Annotated in this window: 14 protein-coding genes; 8 read left to right on the top strand and 6 right to left on the bottom strand. The window is 51.2% G+C overall.

The genetic code is table 11. The features are described 5' to 3' along the window. Window positions 1-13: 13 nt before the first annotated feature. Window positions 14-784 carry a hypothetical protein gene (locus HRU79_09275; protein ID QOJ26824.1) on the bottom strand — a complete coding sequence of 257 codons (771 nt, stop codon included), beginning with the start codon at window positions 782-784 and terminating at the stop codon, window positions 14-16. A gap of 51 nt (window positions 785-835) precedes the next feature. Between HRU79_09275 and HRU79_09270 the strand changes: the two genes are divergently transcribed. Then, the gene (locus HRU79_09270; GenBank protein ID QOJ26823.1) at window positions 836-1693 is read left to right on the top strand and encodes a pantoate--beta-alanine ligase; all 858 of its coding nucleotides are present in this window, start codon (window positions 836-838) and stop codon (window positions 1691-1693) included. A gap of 229 nt (window positions 1694-1922) precedes the next feature. Here HRU79_09270 and HRU79_09265 read toward each other — a convergent pair whose 3' ends face one another. After that, on the bottom strand, window positions 1923-2378 hold the full coding sequence (locus HRU79_09265; GenBank protein QOJ26822.1) for a GNAT family N-acetyltransferase: 456 nt from the start codon (window positions 2376-2378) through the stop codon (window positions 1923-1925). Beyond that, entirely contained in the window at window positions 2375-4435 is a 2061-nt protein-coding gene (locus HRU79_09260; protein QOJ26821.1) for a thioredoxin family protein, read from the bottom strand. The genes HRU79_09265 and HRU79_09260 overlap by 4 nt, the downstream gene beginning before the upstream one ends. A gap of 56 nt (window positions 4436-4491) precedes the next feature. Here HRU79_09260 and HRU79_09255 point away from each other — a divergent pair, with 56 nt between their 5' ends. From HRU79_09255 to HRU79_09230, 6 genes are all read left to right on the top strand, one after another. Next, on the top strand, window positions 4492-5919 hold the full coding sequence (locus HRU79_09255; GenBank protein QOJ26820.1) for a glycine--tRNA ligase: 1428 nt from the start codon (window positions 4492-4494) through the stop codon (window positions 5917-5919). A gap of 163 nt (window positions 5920-6082) precedes the next feature. Then, complete coding sequence (locus HRU79_09250; protein QOJ26819.1) at window positions 6083-6946, top strand: sigma-70 family RNA polymerase sigma factor; 864 nt, start codon at window positions 6083-6085, stop codon at window positions 6944-6946. 13 nt (window positions 6947-6959) lie between these two features. Further along, window positions 6960-7526, top strand: coding sequence for a 16S rRNA processing protein RimM (gene rimM / locus HRU79_09245; GenBank protein ID QOJ26818.1), 567 nt, complete (start codon window positions 6960-6962; stop codon window positions 7524-7526). A 50-nt stretch (window positions 7527-7576) separates the two neighbouring features. Next, window positions 7577-8254 carry a tRNA (guanosine(37)-N1)-methyltransferase TrmD gene (gene trmD, locus HRU79_09240; GenBank protein QOJ27310.1) on the top strand — a complete coding sequence of 226 codons (678 nt, stop codon included), beginning with the start codon at window positions 7577-7579 and terminating at the stop codon, window positions 8252-8254. Between the two features lie 13 nt (window positions 8255-8267). After that, window positions 8268-8849, top strand: coding sequence for a hypothetical protein (locus HRU79_09235; protein QOJ26817.1), 582 nt, complete (start codon window positions 8268-8270; stop codon window positions 8847-8849). A gap of 3 nt (window positions 8850-8852) precedes the next feature. Next, a complete protein-coding gene (locus HRU79_09230) occupies window positions 8853-9272 on the top strand; it encodes a hypothetical protein (protein QOJ26816.1) in 420 nt (139 codons plus the stop codon). 6 nt (window positions 9273-9278) lie between these two features. Here HRU79_09230 and HRU79_09225 read toward each other — a convergent pair whose 3' ends face one another. Then, window positions 9279-10616: a T9SS type A sorting domain-containing protein gene (locus HRU79_09225; GenBank protein ID QOJ26815.1), complete on the bottom strand. Its 1338-nt coding sequence runs from the start codon at window positions 10614-10616 to the stop codon at window positions 9279-9281. A gap of 153 nt (window positions 10617-10769) precedes the next feature. Here HRU79_09225 and HRU79_09220 point away from each other — a divergent pair, with 153 nt between their 5' ends. After that, window positions 10770-12191, top strand: a complete 1422-nt coding sequence (locus HRU79_09220; GenBank protein ID QOJ26814.1) for a UDP-N-acetylmuramate--alanine ligase — start codon at window positions 10770-10772, stop codon at window positions 12189-12191. Window positions 12192-12193: 2 nt separating this feature from the next. Here the strand turns inward: HRU79_09220 and HRU79_09215 are convergent, their stop codons facing one another. Further along, window positions 12194-16447, bottom strand: coding sequence for a S8 family serine peptidase (locus HRU79_09215; protein ID QOJ26813.1), 4254 nt, complete (start codon window positions 16445-16447; stop codon window positions 12194-12196). Next, entirely contained in the window at window positions 16444-19068 is a 2625-nt protein-coding gene (locus HRU79_09210) for a RecQ family ATP-dependent DNA helicase (GenBank protein QOJ26812.1), read from the bottom strand. The genes HRU79_09215 and HRU79_09210 overlap by 4 nt, the downstream gene beginning before the upstream one ends.

The following is a 19068-nucleotide window of genomic DNA, read 5'->3' as shown; positions in this document are numbered from 1 at the left end:
CAACGCATCATTGTCAGTGCTGTCGTTTAAAGGTTTCAATTCTGTCGGAGATCTGAATCCTTATCTGACTACCGGCAAGAGCAACCTGGGCAGCGGTTTCTTCTGTCATCCACGGCAGTAAAAACTGAATTGGACTGCCCTGTTCAGCCTTCATTTTCGGGATCCATGACTCAAACATCCGAGCAAGCTGAAGGATTCGTCCTGCCGGATCGTACAGAACGAACTTCTCTGAGCGTATCAGTCGGCGTAGCTGTTCCCTGAGTGCTGATTTCACGGTTTTGGCATAAAGAGCACGTGAAGGATACGGAGGGCCTGTGCTGCTGCCGGTACAGAAAAACGCTCTGATAGCCACGCTGCCGGCAATTTTCTCGACGGTATCGGCGAGCTGATGCAACGTAAACCTGCCGCCTGCTACCGTAACGGTATCGCGGGTAAGAAACAGAGAGTCCCATAGCGTTGCACGGTAGCCGGCACGGTAGCTCATTACGTCCATGAGGACGGCAAGGTAGGCGTTCACCCAGAACGCTATCCGCGCCTGCGGATAGAACATGTTGGGCCGGGCTTCTGCAAGTGCTCTGCGGTACGAAGCATAGACTTCTGTGGCAACAGCTCGCGTGTCAAGTTTACCATGCTTCTTGCTGGCACGCCACAGTGAATCAAAACGGCTGTGGTCAATAACATCGTCATTAACATCAATGCCGGTTACGGGTGCCGTCTTCTGAGCAGTAGCAACACCTGAACAGCAGGTGCAAACAAGGATCGCAATACAAACAATTACAGACATACCCTGGAAGTACATGCTACGATTGTCGGCGTGACGTTGTAGCTTTGGATAATGAAAATCGTAAAAACCGTGGCTGAGATGCAGAAAGAATCGGCTGCACTGCGAACCGGAGGTGCCACAATTGGCGTTGTTCCCACCATGGGTGCTCTGCATTCGGGCCATGCCTCACTGATTACAGCTTCGGCGCTACGCCATCCGGCAACAATTGTCACCGTTTTTGTTAATCCAACACAGTTTGGTCCTGCTGACGATTTTGCGCGGTACCCGCGGACACCCGATGAGGATGCTGCGCTGGCAGAACAGTATGGTGCTACCCACCTGTTCATTCCCGATACCTCTGCCATGTATCCGCAGGGTTACAGTACCATGATCACCGTTGGACGTCTATCAACAGTTCTTGAGGGTGCTGTTCGGCCCGGTCACTTTGATGGCGTGGCAACAGTTGTCTGCAAGTTATTTGCTGCTACACATCCGCACGAGGCTTACTTCGGTCAGAAAGATTACCAGCAGACATTAATAATAAAACGTATGACCCGGGATTTGAATCTTGGTGTTGGGATTACTGTGTGTCCGACCATACGCGAAGCTGACGGGCTTGCCTTAAGCTCCCGGAACCGCTATCTAACAAGTGCTGACCGTGTAACGGCATTGGCATTGTATCGGGCACTCCGTGCAGGCAGGTTAGCAGCACACACGGCAGGGGCAACAGGAAAAACAATCGAAGACGCAATGCTGCAAGAACTTAGCGGTCTGCAGGTGGATTATGTAGCTGCCGTACATCCCGATACTCTTGAGCCACTGGAAACCGTTTTAACCGGCGACACAATTGTACTCCTTGTAGCTGCCCGTCTGGGGAGTACGCGGCTTATCGACAACGTCATCGTAACTGTGGGCTCCGATGCCGACTGACGGTAAACGTTGCATGGTTTGCCTTTGTTGACAGTGCTGGCAGGCCCCCGGAATAGCTGTCAGGGACAGAGCATAGGAAGGAACGGCATCCGGCAACACCCGTGTACCTCTACTCCGGTATACATGCCAACCCATTGGTGCAACCACGCCGACACTCTGCCAATACAGACACGCTGTTTAGCTGATGAATGTACCGGATTCCTGAAATCGTGGCTTATTCAGGTAAGCCTTACGGCTCTAACCTACACAACAGCCATTCTTTCATCACCCGAGCCCCCTTCTTTTGATAAAATTCCTGGGCCGATGTATTCCAGTCAAGCACGGCCCACTCCATTCTGCCACATTCACGTTCACGCGCAAGGTTCCGAACAGTATCGAACAACTGACTACCAACACCACTACTACGAAAGTCATGTAAAACAAACACATCCTCCAGGTACATTGTTGGCTTCCCAAGGAAGGACGAGTACGTTTCGAAGGCAATCGCATAGCCAACGGCGCTATCGTTAACAAAAGCTAACCATGCCCAGTAGCGCGGGATTACCGAAAAAGCATCCCGTCGTAACCGTTCAACAGCCTGTGCTGACGGTGGGTCTAACTTTTCGTATTCGGCAAGGGCGCAAATCAGACGAGTAAAGTCACCAAACGTTTCCTGTGTTAGCGGTTCGATGTGTACTGAGCTCATAACGATGCCTGTGCTCCACCCAACGCCTGATCAAGAAACTCTGCAAACGTTGCAGGATCGGCCTGATACTTTGGAAGGTACCCGCTTTTTGCGATAAAACTACCGTCAGGTTTCAGTAGCACATACAGCGGGTTGGCAATCGTACCATATCCGGCAAGGATTTTTTGATTGCTGATATAGGGTTCCTCACGTCGGTCAGTATAGAGCTGTACCAGAATAAACTTTTCAAATCTGTCACTCACAACTGCCTTGGAGAAAACGTATTTCTCCATCAACCTGCAGTTTGTGCAGGTGAATCCGGTAAAGTCAATAAAGATAGGTTTGTTCTCACGGCGTGCACGTACCCTGGCACTGTCCAGATTATCAATCCACGTGTGGCCTTCCTCCCTCCCGTTTTTTTCATCCTTAAGCTCCGGAACGATACCTGCGGATGCCACACCATTGGCCTTATCCATCAGCTCTTTATAGTTTTCGGGTGGCAGCAGTGCTTCAACAAACGATCCCAGTTCACTCCCCATCATGCCTGCGGCAAACCAAAACGTCAGTGAAGCAAAGACGGTAGCAAGCGTAGCACGCCATGCTCCAACTTTCTCAACCTTGGTATCTAACTTCATCTCGAAAACACCAAGGATGTACAGTGTGGTTAGCAGACCAACACCGGCCCAGATACTCAGGAAAACCTCCCTGGGAATTACACCCCAGGCAGCCGCAAGATCAGCATTCGAGAAGAATTTAACGGCTGCTGCAATTTCAAGGAAGCCCATGATAACTTTAAGATTATTCATCCAGCCGCCGGCACGCGGCAAACGGACCAGCAGCGCAGGAAAGAGCGAGAGTATTGCAAACGGAATCGCAAAGGCAGTTGCAAATCCAAGCGTGCCCACTGCAGGGTAGATATATGCATCTGCAGAATCTGCATTCGCCGCACTTAATAACAGGGTGCCAATAAAGGGTACCGTGCAGGTGAATGACGTGAGTGAAAACACAAACCCCATCACCCAGACGGAGGCTGTACTGTTGCCGGTAGCCTTCTTGTTGAGTTTGTTCATAATTCCTACCGGAACCTGAATCTCGTATGCACCAAAAAGATTAAATGCCAGAGCAAGGAATAAAGCCCCAAAGGCAATATTCAGCAACGGGCTTGCTGCCATGTTCTGGATGGCAGCCCCTCCGAAGATGATTGACGTAATAATGCCAACTGCCGTAAATGTAGAAATGATTCCAAGGCCAAAGACGATGCTGTCCGAAAATCCCTTACTGCTTCCTTTGGACTTCTCGTGTCGCTTTGTAAAAAAACTTACTGTTATTGGGATCATTGGAAATACGCACGGCGTGAAAAGCGCAAGGAAGCCAACACCCATTGCATAGAAGAAAAAGTTCAGCAAACCGCCGGATTTCTGCTGCTCGATTTCTTCGTTCACGCTGACGCCATCCGTACTCCCGGCTCTGCCGGTATCTGTTGCAGGTTGTGCAATGGCACCTGCAGTATCGCCAAATTCAGGCGCACCGGCCGAGTCAGCCGGTAAGACGGCAGCATTCTCGGTAACAGTAACCTCAAGGGGAACATCGATGGTTTCCGGTGGCAAGCAGCTCACGGTATCACACATCTGCAGATCAACACTGAGGCGGGTTTTTACCACAGCCCCCTTTTGCAGGCCGGGATGCAACACAATCTTGAACTGATATTCAGCCTTGCCGGAGACTTCGTCTACCTTGGTAGCCCAAACACTGTCATAGTGCGTGTGAAGCCCCTTTGTAAAGCGTGGCATACCCAGCATCTTCACCTGTTTATGTTCCATTGAAAATGTGGTAGGCAGTGGTCCGAGTCCCTCGCTGTTAACCACTTCCCTGGTTCCGTAGGTATGCCAGAACTTGTCTATCTTCAGCGTACCCGTAACCGTTAGTGTGTCACCGGCCCTACCGCTAGCTTTAATCGGTTGGAGCGAAATATGGTCCTTCCCGGACTGCATTTGAAACCCGCTCAGCATAACCAGTGCCGTGCCCAGCATGGCGATGCCTACAAGGCTCCGAAGAGAGAACGTGTGGTGGTGTTGCATAATGTTTCTCACTAACTTCTTGTACGCTAACTTAATTGCAGCGATTTTTGCCAATTATGGTAAAAAACCTCGATACGATACTTTCCCTTGCAAAGCGCAAGGGTTTTGTTTTTCAAAGCTCCGAAATTTACGGAGGATTAAACGGCTGCTGGGATTTTGGGTCACTGGGCGTAGAACTTCTGCGCAACATTAAGGAGTCGTGGTGGAAGAGCATGACCTATCGCCCCGATATCGTCGGGATTGATGCCTCGATCCTGATGCACCCACGGGTATGGGAAGCCAGCGGACACGTCCAGCAGTTTTCCGACCCAATGATTGATAACAAAACCTCCAAGGCACGATACCGTGCCGACAACCTGATTGAAGAACATATTCAACGTTTGCGTGATAAAGGGAAGGGGGCTGAGGCTGATGCTCTGGAAGCCAGACTGCAATCGGCCGGACACAATGACGATTTACATGCCATCATCATGGATGCGGGTATTAAAGACCCTGTGTCGGGGACAACGGACTGGACGGAGGTTCGGAACTTTAACCTGATGTTTAAGACCCACATCGGGCCCGTTGCCGACGACGGCAACGGTATCTTCCTGCGCCCTGAAACCGCCCAGGGCATCTTTGTAAACTTCAAAAACGTCATGGAGAGCGCACGCCTGAAGCCCCCTTTCGGAATTGCTCAAATTGGTAAAAGCTTTCGCAACGAGATAAACACCAAGAACTTCCTGTTTCGCACCCGTGAGTTTGAACAGATGGAAATGCAGTTCTTTATTGCACCGGGTACCCAGGACGAGTGGTTTGAATACTGGCGTGCCGCCAGATGGGAGTGGCTTGTAAACCTTGGACTTACTCCGGAGAATCTGCGTAGGAAGCCACATGAAAAGCTTGCTCACTATGCTGCAGCTGCCGAAGATATCGAATACCTCTTTCCGTTTGGCTGGGGCGAAATCGAGGGTATCCACTCCAGGACCGATTTTGATCTGCTTCGGCATCAGGAGTTTAGTGGTAAAAAACTTGAGTATGTAGATACCGCTACCCGCGAACGATATGTACCGTATGTTATCGAAACTGCTATTGGTGCCACACGCACGTTTATGGCAGTCCTCTGCGATGCCTACCACGAAGAAGAGATACCGGGAGCCGACGGTACAACTGATACCAGAACGGTACTGCGGTTTAAGCCACACCTGTCACCAATAACGGTAGCCGTATTCCCGCTGGTGAATAAGGACGGTATGCCGGAAGCAGCACAGAACCTGTATTCTGAGCTTTTACGGCATTTCCGGGCTGATTACGATACAAGCGGAGCTATCGGCCGCCGGTACCGGCGGCAAGACGAAGTCGGCACTCCGTTTTGCGTTACCGTTGATGGTCAGACGGTATCCGATGGGACTGTTACGCTGCGTGAGCGTGACAGTATGGAGCAGATCCGCCTGACCGCAGACCAGGTTGTTCCAACGATCCTGCAGCGTTTGGCAGCCCGGTAACCATGGTTTGCAGCATGATATACTGCCAGTTCCGGTGTTGCCCGGCAGCATGATGTGTCCTTTTATTGCCGGAAACCTTAAATTTGCAGGTTCGTAGCACTTTATCAAGTCGGGCTGCGTCTATGCACCCCGCTAACGTTTTTATCTCCCTCAACCATAGCTTATGAGAATTACTAAACAGTATACAAACCGGGAAAGCCAGTCATTAGATAAATACCTGCAGGAGATCGGCAGGGTTGACCTGTTAACGGGCGATGATGAGATCACGCTTGCACAGGCCATAAAACGTGGCGGCTTTGAAGGCGGACTTGCCTTAGAGCGTCTGGTAAAGGCAAATCTTCGGTTCGTGGTTTCGGTAGCCAAGCAATATCAAAACCAAGGTTTGTCGCTTGGTGACCTTATCAACGAGGGAAATTTGGGTCTGATTAAGGCTGCAAAGCGATTTGATGAAACAAGGGGCTTTAAGTTTATTTCCTATGCGGTGTGGTGGATCAGACAGTCCATTCTACAGGCTCTTGCCGAGCAAAGCCGTATCGTCCGGCTACCCTTAAATCGTGTTGGTGCCCTGAATAAAATTGGTAAAAAGTTTTCCGAACTGGAACAGCAGTACGAGCGTGAACCTACTGCAGCTGAACTTGCGGAACAACTCGAAATGTCGATTGCCGAAATCTCGGAAACAATTAAAATCAGTGGTCGGCACCTTTCAGTCGATGCACCGTTCGTTCACGGTGAAGACAACCGTCTGCTTGACATTCTTCCAAACGAACAACAGCCACCGCCCGATAGCGAACTGATGCGCGAATCGCTGCGCGTTGAGGTTCAGCAGGTACTCTGCTCACTTAGCGAGCGCGAAGCCGAAGTCATTCGGCTGTACTTCGGCCTCGATGATCAGCAGGCTCTTACGCTGGAAGAAATTGGCGAGAAGTTTGCACTTACCCGCGAACGGGTTCGGCAGATCAAGGAAAAGGCAATCCGTCGTTTGCGCCATGCATCACGCTCAAAAACACTGAGGTCATACCTAGGTTAACGTTGGTACTGCGTTGAATACAACCGCCTCGTTTACTGAGTATCTGGGAGTTATCTCACGATGTGTAGGCACTGACGGCACTGTAGAGCTGGCAGATACACCACCGGGCGAACTCCGCGTGAAGGCTGGCAATACAGTTGGAGTAGGCTTCAGTGCTGCCTTTACCCAACCCTATGGTGTACAAAGCGTTGATACGGGCGTAAACCACATCCGCCTTCGGTTTACCGGAGTAGGTTCACGTGAGCAGGCAGCCGGTTTAGTTGATATGGCTGTTTTCGCCAAACCCGGAAGCCTGCAGGCAGCAGCGGATGCTTTCAGAGTTGCCGACATCATCGGGTGTTGGGTGTATCAGGCTGCTGATAATGAGGCCGGGAAACCCGGTGATGTTCTGGGTACGGTGGAAGACGTGCTTCTTCTTCCTGCCAATGACGTGTGGGTGGTGCGGACTCCTGCCGGCACCGAGATCCTCCTGCCGGTGATCGATGAGGTCATTCAACACGTTGATGTTATTGAAAAAAAAATTATCGTTACGTTATTAGACGGGTTGCTGAACACTTCAGTCCCGGATCCCGATGAGTAACTCTGCCTGTACGGTAGCAGCAGCATTTTAAACAAGATGAGTATTTCATGATACGAATCGATATCGTGTGCGCAGTACCACAGATTTTTGGTAACTTTTTCAGTACCAGTATTGTGGGACGCGCCCAAAATCAGGGCGTGGCAGAAATCCATGTGCACAACCTGCATGATTATGCTACTGACAGGTTCCGTCATATCGATGATACTCCGTACGGCGGCGGAGCCGGTATGGTGCTTCAGTGTGAACCCATCTTTTCCTGCATTGAACGCCTGACGTCCGAGCGACACTACAATGACGTGATTTATCTGTGTCCTGACGGAGAGCCGCTTAACCAGACAATGTGTAACGCACTCTCTACTGCTGAAGCCCTGATCCTGCTTGCCGGACACTACAAGGGTATTGACCAGCGTGTTCGCGATGCTCTGGTAACCAGAGAAATCTCGGTTGGCGACTATATCCTTACCGGTGGCGAGCTGGCAGCCGCAGTCCTTACTGACGCCGTTGTCCGCCTGATCCCGGGAGCCGTTTCAGATTCAGAAAGCGTCCTTGATGATTCGTTTATGCATGGACTCCTGGATGCCCCCGTGTACACACGTCCTGCGTCATTTCGCGGTATGGACGTGCCCGACGTTCTTCTGAGGGGCGATCATGCCCAAATCAAAAACTGGCGTGATAAACAGGCATTACGGAAAACACAGCTTCGTCGTCCGGATCTTTTGCATGACTAACATGCCCCTGATCATGATTCTGCACGGTGCAAACGCCGGACCCTACTGGGGGTTTTTCCCATACATTGCCCGACACTTTGCACAGCTGGGATGGGCTTCGGTACGCCCGGTCATCAAGGGAATCTCACCCACTGAGGATATTGATGCTATTCACTCGATATTAAATTCATTTACCGGCTATACTGTTTACTTTCTCGGACACAGCAGGGGCGGTGCCCTGGCACAGATTGTTGCCGCCGAACGTAGCCACACCCGGGAACGCGTGGCTGTCTGGGCTGGTATCTCTACGTGGATCCGGGGTTCGCGACGTATCCCTGAACAGCTTAAGCACGAAGTCGCGGTATATGCAGACAGACTTGACATTGTGGGTGCAGCACGAAAAATATCGGAGCGATCATTCTACGTCTATACCACAGGCGATCTTGTAGTTTCACCACAGGAAGCCCGGCTACTGTTCAGTGATGTGAGCACTGCCAGTAATGTGCTGATGTTGCCTGCTTCCACTCATACGTTCGGTATAACTCATCCAATGGATAATCCGACTCCGTCATTTACCGCCGCACTTTCATCCACCGTTCGTTTTTTTCAATCGTAGTGTATGATGCGCATAATCCAACTCATCCTTCTCGTTCTTGTTTGCATCACCGGTACCGGATGTGCCGTGTTTGTTATTGGTGACTCCGCCAGACACCCTGACATTATTGAACGCAGCCAGCAAACGGCTGCCGGTGTAGCCCACCTTTGGAAGGCAGAAATTGATAGCGGCAACTATACGGCAGCCAGCGAACTTATGCGCAAAGCGGATGGTACACCAATGCTTGCAATTGAACGCTTTGATTTAACAGACGAGTTGCAGCGATGGAATAAACGTATTGGAGGAAAACCAATCACGTTGACCCGAGTTGATACCGTTAGCAGCACCTCACGCATTGTAACACTCACGATCGATAACTTACGCGCAGTACAATGCTCTACCGTACAGGCCGGAGACCTCTGGTTTATTTCACAGGTGAAGTAACCGTGCCTAGTGGTTTACGACCACAGAGCCAGTCGTAACTCCGTCAGCCGACGTAAGCGTCCACATATACACACCATTCGGCAGAGTTTCAGTAGCAAAGCTTATCGTATGGTGTTGTGCTGCCTGGTGTGACCGATATGGCTCTACCACCGGAATGCCGGTTACGTTAAAAAGCTGAACGGTAACATTCCCGGGAGTATTAAGCGTAGCATGAACATACACCCTGTCACGAACCGGATTCGGTGTCAGGCTGACGGATTGAATTCTGACCTTTGAAGGCAGATCTTCATCAACAGATACACCACCAAGATATCGGTAAACAAAACCACCACTCTGACCAACAAAGACAGCGTTGTTTGGCGTCACGGCAATGCCGGCACCCGCTCCGTCATTGGGAAGGCCCTCATTCCGGTTTATCCATAAGTCGCCACCGTTTGTTGACTGGAAAACACCAGATCCCTTATTCGTGATTGCCCAGACTTCGTCATTAATCCCACAGGCAATCCCGCGAATTTTGTTGTTTGTAATGTCACGCGAATCCCAGCCCTCAGTAATGTACTCCCACGACTCACCGTCATTCTTTGAGCGGAGCACACAGGCATTCTTAAACCGTGCAGATGACGAGAGTGCATTCCTCCCAAGATACAGCCACCCTTTCTTGTTTGCAGTGATCATCGTATACAGGTCATCACTCTCACCTGACAACGGATCGCTGTCGATCCTACGCCAGGAGGTTCCCATATTGTCGGACCTGTAGAGGCCAAGATTATAGGTTATCATCGCAAAAATCCGATTCGAGTTTGGCGACAAATACACATTTTCAATTGAATTCATGGCTTTTGGCAGGTTACCAAGCGGTATCTCACGGAATGTGTCGCCATTGTTATCGGAATATCGGAAGTAAACCTTACGGGGACCACTATGTCCAACAAAGACAGCGGTACTGCCGTTGTCGAGGTTTTTTATTGCAACAAAGAGAATGGCGTTGTCTTCAACTTCCATGCCCAGGTCAAGTTTCGTCCACGAATTCCCGTTGTCAGTTGACCGCAGGATCCCGGTACTTGACACGGCTGCATAGAGAACGTCATTCTTATCTACACAGATTTCGTTTACCATTACAAAGTTCGGACCCCCATCGTCAATCCCCTTATCCAGACGTTCCCAGTTTGTACCCAAGTCAGTTGTTCTGTAGATCGCACTGTTCGGCGTACCACAAAACACATGTCCCTTGCTGTTAGAAACCAAACACATCGCATTTGAGGGGGGCCCGTCGGTGGATTCCCAAAAGGATGCTGTTGCAGTAATCGTTGTCAGTAATAATGCAGTAATAATCGCTCTAATCATGTGATCTCCGATAATTAAATCCCTTCGGTAATTATGGAAATTACAACTTATATTTCATTTCGGGTGCATTTAACTGACCGGCACCCTGACATTATTACCGCCGACCGGCCCCGGTGCCTGAGGCACACCAGTAGAAGATAAAGGATGCATACAATGCATATTCATTTTATGGGCATCGGCGGCACCGCGATGGGTTCAGTGGCTGTGGCAGCCTCCCAGATCGGACATAGGGTAACGGGATCAGACCATGCAGTGTACGAGCCGATGCGCGGAGTGCTGGACCGGCATGGGATTGTGTGGACGGAGTACGCTGACGGTTCTGACCTTGTTGTGTCGGCACCTGATCTGGTAATTGTAGGCAATGCCATCAGCCGTGGTCATCCCGAATTAGAGGCAGTGCTTGATGCGCGCATTCCCATTGCATCGGTAAGCGAATTCGTGGGGCAGCATTTTATTGCCCGCAACACCGGCATTGTTTGCAGCGGTACTCATGGCAAAACCACCACAGCGTCACTTACAACGTGGATTCTCCAGCACGCAGGTTTTGAACCGGGCTTCCTTGTCGGCGGAGTACCCCACGGCTTCACCAACGGGTGCCGACCCGTTCCACCTGCCACGCATAACACCTGCACCGGTGTTTTTGTAGCTGAGGGTGACGAGTATGATACTGCTTTTTTCGATAAGCGAAGCAAATTCGTACACTACCGGCCGAATGTTGCAATAATTAACAATATCGAATTCGATCATGCCGATATTTTCGATAGCCTGGACTCAATTAAGAAATCCTTTGTCCAGCTTACCAGACTGGTTCCCCGCTCCGGGTTAATCCTGGTAAATGCCGACGATGCCGATGCACTCAACGTTACACAACACGTTTTTTGTCCTGTTCAAAGCGTTGGCAAAGCCCCTTCAGCAACCTGGCAGATTACTAACATTGTTGCCAATCCTGATGGGTCACAGTGGTACCTAAGGTCAGAGAGTGCGGTTTTGGGACCGTTCGCACTACCGATGGCCGGTGAGCACAACATCCGTAACGCAAGCATGGCATTACTTGCAGCCATGCACGTTGGTGTAACCGGTGAGGAGTGTATCCTGGCTTTAGAGCACTTTGTTCCTCCCAAGCGACGTATGGAAAAAATCTGTGTGTGGAAAGGGGCTATGGTTATTGATGATTTCGCTCATCACCCTACGGCCATACGTGCAACGCTACAGGCAGTGCAGCAGCAATTCCCTACTGCCGCAATCCATGCCATTTTCGAGCCACGATCCAATACAACAACCCGCAATATTTTCCAGGATGAACTGGCAGAGTGTTTCACCGGCGCAGCCACAGTTGTTATTGGCCCGGTTCACCGTCCGGAGCGCTTTAAACCATCAGAACGTCTTAACACCAACCAATTGATCAGCGACCTTGCGGCACGCGGCATTAACGGTTATGCTTTGACAGAAGCTACCGATTCCTGGGGGAGCAGTGTGATTCCGTGGCTGGAAACACACGTTACACCAGGCGATGTTGTTCTGCTGCTCAGTAACGGCAACGTTGGTGGCCTGAGGTCAATCCTTGCATCAGCCTGAGGTTAGCGCATTATCAATAATTTTAGCAGCGGACTCTGACTGGCTTCACCTTGAGTGTTAATGCCGGAAACGCGATAGTAATAAATTCCGGGTGACAGGCGCACTCCGTTATGGTCACGCAAATCCCAGGTAAGGCCACCGGTACCGCTAAACTCGCTTAGCGTTTGAATCACACTGAACCGCTGGTCAAGAATCTCAATGTCGGCTTTGGCCGGAAGGTTGGCAAACGTAATTTCAGTGCTGGCGTTGAGCCGTACAGGATGTGGATACACAAACACTGAGCCAGCATTGGGCATCGTGAGAACAAAACTCAGCGTGTTGCCCAGCCCCCGTGTTATTGAGATACCGCTTACGGATGCCACATCGCGTACCGTCAGCGAATACGTAACCCCCAAAGCCGAAAGGGGCGGATCCGAGGCAAGGTTCAGGCGGACCTGATTATCGGCGATGCGTTCCACAGTCTCTACCACGCCATACGGTCGGATTGTATATGCCTCAGGTGCCAGAGCGCTTTCGGTTACAGGCATTGAATACCATAACATCAGCTCCGTTGGTTGGACTACATCCAGACGCTCCAGACGCAGCTCAGGGAGCGTTGTATCGGCAATAACCAGCAGTTCGTGGGCTGACGGGTTTGTGGGAATTAGGTGCACATCAGAAACCGGATCTACAACAACACGATATGCTCCGGCAGGAATTTCAATACTACCAAAGCTTACTATCACGGTTGAATCACTGCCCAGCGAAATACTTCGTGCAGCTGCAATGGCGGTACCCTGGCTATTGGTAAGCCTGATTTTGCCTGCATCAAGGCCAGAGTCGCTCAACGGTCCGCTGAATTGAATTAACAGCTGAAGGTCTGACGCTGCCCGGGTGGTGGTAGTCACAGCAGGTGTCAGCCGGACAACGTTCAGCCGGTCTCCGGTGTAAACCGGAACGATAGCAGATCGTTGGCTGTTCTGACCTGGGTCACCTGCAATGGCAACCACCGTAAAGCGATACATCCGGTTAGCGGTTAGTGTATCAACCTCAAAACTCGTCGATTCCGTTGAGTCAGATATTCGGAATAGTCCGCTCCCATCGCTATTCCAGTACACGCGATACCGTACTGCATTGGGTACGGAGCTCCAGGTTATCCGTGCCTTCACCGAATCAAGGCTTACTGCTCGAACGCCGGACGGCGGTTCTAATCTTGAAGCAAAACCAACATATTCGGCAAAATCAAAATTGTCCATTAAACCAAAGCCCTGGGTAGAAACACCATAGCCAAGTTCAGCGATGCCGTTACGATCGAAATCATGAGTAAGAAACCGGGGGGTTACCACACCACTGCGGAACCAGATGGGCACAATGGTCCCGGCATCTGATGTTGTAAAAACGTACATTCTGGGGAATGCACAGATAATCATTTCATCGCCGGGCCTGCCGTCAACATTGGCGATCTCTACCCCGTTGCGGTACCCGTATCCATAGCGAACTCCCGATACACGGTCTTCCCAGGTTACGAGATACGAGTTCGGTGCATCTGACGTAATCAATCTGTATGTCCAGGTCTGTCTGCCATACTCACGGTTGGAGTTGATATACGGATCGTCCGGTACGCCAACCAGAACATCCGGTTTACCATCACCGGTTACGTCGCCGGCAGCAACATAGCCAGAGCCCCCTACCCCGGATCCTTCCAGTGTATAAACTATTTTAAATTCGTTGTTTTTATATTCGGCAATCACCAGATCTCCGTCGGTATCTGAAAACGCAATTTCCATTGCGCCGTCACCGTCAAAGTCGCCGATGCCCACGCTGACTTCGTCAATTCTGTTATCAGCATTGCCTGCAGCTGGTGGAGTTGGATTTTCAATTCTGCCAATTTCAGTCCACGAATTATGACGCCAGCCAACCACCACGCATGCAGAGTTTGACAAAAGCACCAGGTCATCGAGTCCGTCGCCGTCGATATCTGCTACTCCCGCCGGTGTATTGCCTGTTACGGTATCAGCGTAAATGATATGGCCGAACGGGTTATTACCTGAGCTGCTTCGTTCAAACAGCACGGTTTTGCCGGAAATACCGGCAAGCACTTCAGTAATGCCGTTTCCGTTAGCGTCACAAATACCCCGAGGGATCCAGATTTGATCGGTTTTATCTCCGGCAACAAAGTCAACTCCTACACGCTGCATGAGTACGATCGGACCGAATACACCGGTCTGTAAGTCGCTCATTAAAAACTCTTCGTTACCGCTGCCGGTAATGTCCTGCACTGTATTGAGTACGTACCCGGTGAAGTTGCCTGACGATTTTTGCTGCCATCCCAAAACCGGTGCTGATTCCGGGTTAACAGAATACGGGATGGTAATGTCAGCGGTATCACCATTCTGAGCTACACACTGCACCCGGATCGGGCCGTTATTGCCCCATCGTTCAGAGTTAATCTCAAAACTTAACATTGTGGATGCACGTGCATCGAACACTTCCCTGTCATCCGGGTTGGCCGGGCTGCCTGCCAGTGCCACCTGTACTGGTCGGGACGTTTGGACTGTTAGGATGCCAACGCGTTTGTCATCCTTCCACGCCTGCACAACATCGGCATGAATAATCCGGAGAGTATCGGCGGGCTTTACGGCATAGATCCGACGTCGGGACTCGATAACAGCGCCGGTTTTTAACCGAACAACCAGGCGGATAACGTACTCAGTTCCGGTAAACAGCGAGGCCGGTATCGAAGCCAGTTCACCAAAGGCTATGGCATGGTCTCCCTGGGCTACCGTGACCCATTCGTCTGGTTCCACACCCTCGCCCACATCCACGTGATACGAGCTGAACAGCGTGGCATACGCCGATCCCGTTACAGAGATCGGAGTGTTTGCAATTGTTATTTGGGTTTCATTTTCGGGATAGGTAATGTCAACCGCCGACGTCCCCACATGTGTAAGTGCCGCATACGAATCAAGCCGTCCGGTACCATATTCTCTGTCCCACCCGGAGGCGCCAAGGTCCTTGCACGTCTCAAGCAGTACCCCACGTATTTCCTGCGCCGTCAGTTCGGGATGCAGCTCGAGCATCAGGGCAGCGGTGGCTGCAACGTACGGTGCTGAGAACGACGTACCGTTCACGGTACGATAGCGGCTTCCAACGGCGGTGGTAACAATTGCTTCACCCGGAGCAACCATGTTTACAAGTGACCCGGTACTGGAAAATACTGCCCGAACATCTCTGGCATTGGTTGCACCTACGGCCAGAACGTTATTGTAGCCGGAAGGGAACTGGCGCGATACGGTTCCGGTGTTACCGGCAGACGCAACAAGAAAACAGCCCATAGCGGCTGCAAACTGAACAGCATCCCTGAGAACCGGCGAGTCAACACCGTCACCAAAACTCATGTTCACGACAGGTATTTGGTTAAGTGCGGCATACACGATGGCAGCGGCAATGTTACCTTCGTCAGCATTCCCGGTAGCGTCAAACGCACGTAGCGTTACAATGCGGGCACCATGTGCCAGACCCGCAATACCAATGTCGTTGTTGGCCTGAGCGGCTATCACACCTGCTACCGACGTACCGTGTCCCTGCTCATCGGCAGGAATCGGATCACGATCTCGAGTATCGCCGATATTCGCCACACGCTGATGAACAAAATCATAACCAATTACATCATCAGTGTAGCCATTCCCATCATTGTCAGCTCCGTCAAGATCACCTGTGACTCCGTTAATTTCCATTGTTGACGGCCAGGGTTCAAACGTTCCGTTCTTGTTAATGTCTTCGGCCGGATTAACCGCCAGTCTGTTTTTCAGATCCGGATGATCCCAATCGATTCCGGTATCTACAACAGCAACCCTGACACCCTTTCCGGTTGCCAGTTCCCAACATTTCACGGCTTTCAGAATACCAAGGGCATATTGGTCAGCAGAGAGAGAATCCTGCGAATATGGTTCGTTGTGCAACGGTATCGAGCGCAACACCCAGGCCTGCTCTACCGCAGGACTGTGATAGATTGTATGGACGGCTGAGTCGCTGACGCTGACAACAACGTACCGCTGCAGCCGCTCAAACACGGATCGCCCGTTAGCTGCCTGGATAATCTGACGGTGTTTGGAGCTTACAGCTTCAGCAGGGACAACGTATTCCGGATTTGACACCCCTGCTGGCAACACCTGTCGGTTATGCAACAACAGTACCATCTCTGCAGCATGCAGAGGTATCACTGCTAACGCAGCACAGAAAACACCCAGCCAGAATACTACGGAACTGCATTTCATTGTGGCACCCCGTAGAGTTCCCGACGGGCAGCAGCAACAGCAACTCGCAAGACCGGATAATCAACTTCGTTACCAAAGTATTCCCGGACCTGACGTAACCGGGCATAGCGATGGTTACGAACAAACCGCACAACCTGCTCAAAGACCTCAGCTGGAATCAGTGTGGAGAGGTTTACCGATACTCCGCCTTCGATAGCAAGCTGTAGTTGCTGTGCAACCTGTGGCGCAGTTAAACGCAGCCGCTCTGCCAGGTGGGCCAGCGAAGTAGATGTTTCCGCCAATGCTACAACCCTTCGTGTTGTTTCAGTTATTCGTGCTGAAGGGATCCTTCCCGCTTGCTGCATTCGCACTTTATTAAGAACTTGTAGTATCTCATCTGAATAGTGTGCCAGAAAAATACCGTCACCATGCACTGGCGGGACAAGCTCCTTCACCGATTTGGGCATATCTGACGCAAGACGTTCGATTGCAGCCATCGAACAGAGGCTGGAGGGGGCTTTGTTTTCCCTGTCGGCTGTACTGTCCCGAAAATCCAGGAGTGCCTTTACGGCGGCTGCAAACATTTCATCAACGACTGGTGCTCGCAACTCAAGTTGCCGAGGCATCGGACGGTATGCCCGCAGCCCCTTCTCCGACACTCCGAGCAGGGGGAACAGACTCCCCGTGAGCACCAACATTTGTCGGACGACTGAGCCATCGATAACCCGCATAACTTCTGACCTGTTATAGCTTTTCAGTGCTCCCCACGATGCTGCGTGATGCAGATTGTGCTGAATAACCTTAGCGGATGCGGTCCCGGTGAGAACATCAGCAACAACATTACGACCAAACCGATTTCGTAGTTCATACACGCACTGTACGACTGCCCGTTCGGTACCTTTATCACGGGACGAAATTGAAGGAACCTGTTTCGTTTCGGTACAGGAGCTGCAACGTCCGCACCGCGACGAGTGAGTAACATCGCCAAAGTAATTAAGCAGATAGTTACGTTTGCATTCAGCCGTCTGTGCGTAGTTAATCACGAGGTTTAATTTCCCAATTGCGCGATCCCTCCGCTGGTGAACCTGCGGCATATCCACAATATCGCCGATTTGAGAATCGCTTGATGTCAGCAAAATAACACCGGCATCCGATTCCCGCCCTTTATACGAAATCAGGCGGGCAAGCAGCATTGCCTTCAGTGTTTCTCTGAATTCGTGGACCGAAATGCCGTTACGCTGCAAGATCGTTCGAATTGAAATGGTAACACCATCACGTGCATCTGCACCCATCAGCAGGCTGCTGATGGCACGGGCAGCTTCCCGGGTTGTTGCCGGTGCAGCCTGCGCAAATTCTTGCAACCTGTCAGCCGATGCTCTGCGCACGACCTGCACATACCCGTCTGCTGAAGTACGCACTAATGCACCTTCACGTTCAAGCAGGTTCATCACGCCTTTCACGTGTGCATGCGAAAGGTGAAGGGTTACTGCCACCTTTGTCTCATCTGCGCGTAGCAGCTCACCCGGGCGCAACTGAGAATTCTGATAGTGCAGATAGTTTAATACCTTGCTTATCGTTTGTTCATCTGGATAGGTGCACTCGATAAAAAAATCCATGAGTCGCCGATCTGACTCGTGGTACAGCAGCAGGCATACTGCAGGCTTCCCATCGCGGCCGGCGCGACCAGCCTCCTGGTAGTATGCTTCAGGCGTGAGCGTGAGGTCAGCATGGATTACAAACCTGATATCCGGCTTGTCGATACCCATGCCGAAGGCATTTGTGGCAGTCAGGACGGGTACGGTTCCATTTAGAAAACTTTCCTGGATGGTTTGTCGTTCCGTGGGATGCTTCCCTGCATGATACGCTGCTGCCGAAATACCACGTTTACCAAGTTCGGCTGCAAGCGTTTCGGTCGTTCTTCGAGAGCCGGCGTAAATCAGGATAGATTCGGTGCTGTGTTTTATGGCGATTGCTGCTATGGCCTCTACCTTATGGGCCGTTTCGTACACTTTTAGCGACAGGTTCGGACGATCGAACCCACGTACAATAACGGTGGGGTTGATCATCTGAAGCGTGGCCGTAACATCGGTACGCACATCGGGCGTTGCCGTTGCCGTAAGTGCCACAATTGGCACTCTGGCTTTTACCGAAAACAACCGCGGAATCAGTCGGTAGGCAGGCCGGAAGTCATGACCGTATTCCGAAATGCAGTGCGCTTCGTCAACGGCCAGCAGACTAACAGTAACGCCTGCCAGCTGCTGAACAAACTGGGATGAAGACAAACGTTCAGGTGCTACATAGAGCAGTTTTACCAGGCCTTGGCGGGCCTTATCAAAAATCTGTTGCTGCTCAGCATTACTCTGTCCGCTATGTAAGCACTCTGCTTCAACATTCCGTTGCCGAAGTCTTTGCACCTGATCCGTCATCAGTGCAATCAGCGGGCTAACAACAAGCGTACATCCCGGGAACACCAGGGCCGGAACCTGAAAGCAGAGACTCTTACCGCCACCGGTGGGCAGTACGCCCAGAACATCCTTACCCTGGAGGACAGCCGTAACGATATCAACTTGTCCAGTCCGGAAGTCATCAAAACCAAAAACCGTTTTCAGCACCGAACGGGCTGCTTCCATGTTCCTTGCCAT

This window comes from Ignavibacteria bacterium, from assembly GCA_015709655.1.
GTDB lineage: Bacteria > Bacteroidota > Ignavibacteria > Kapaibacteriales > Kapaibacteriaceae > OLB6.
Note: the sequence above shows the minus strand (reverse complement) of the source record. Positions and strands in the feature narration are given on the sequence as shown.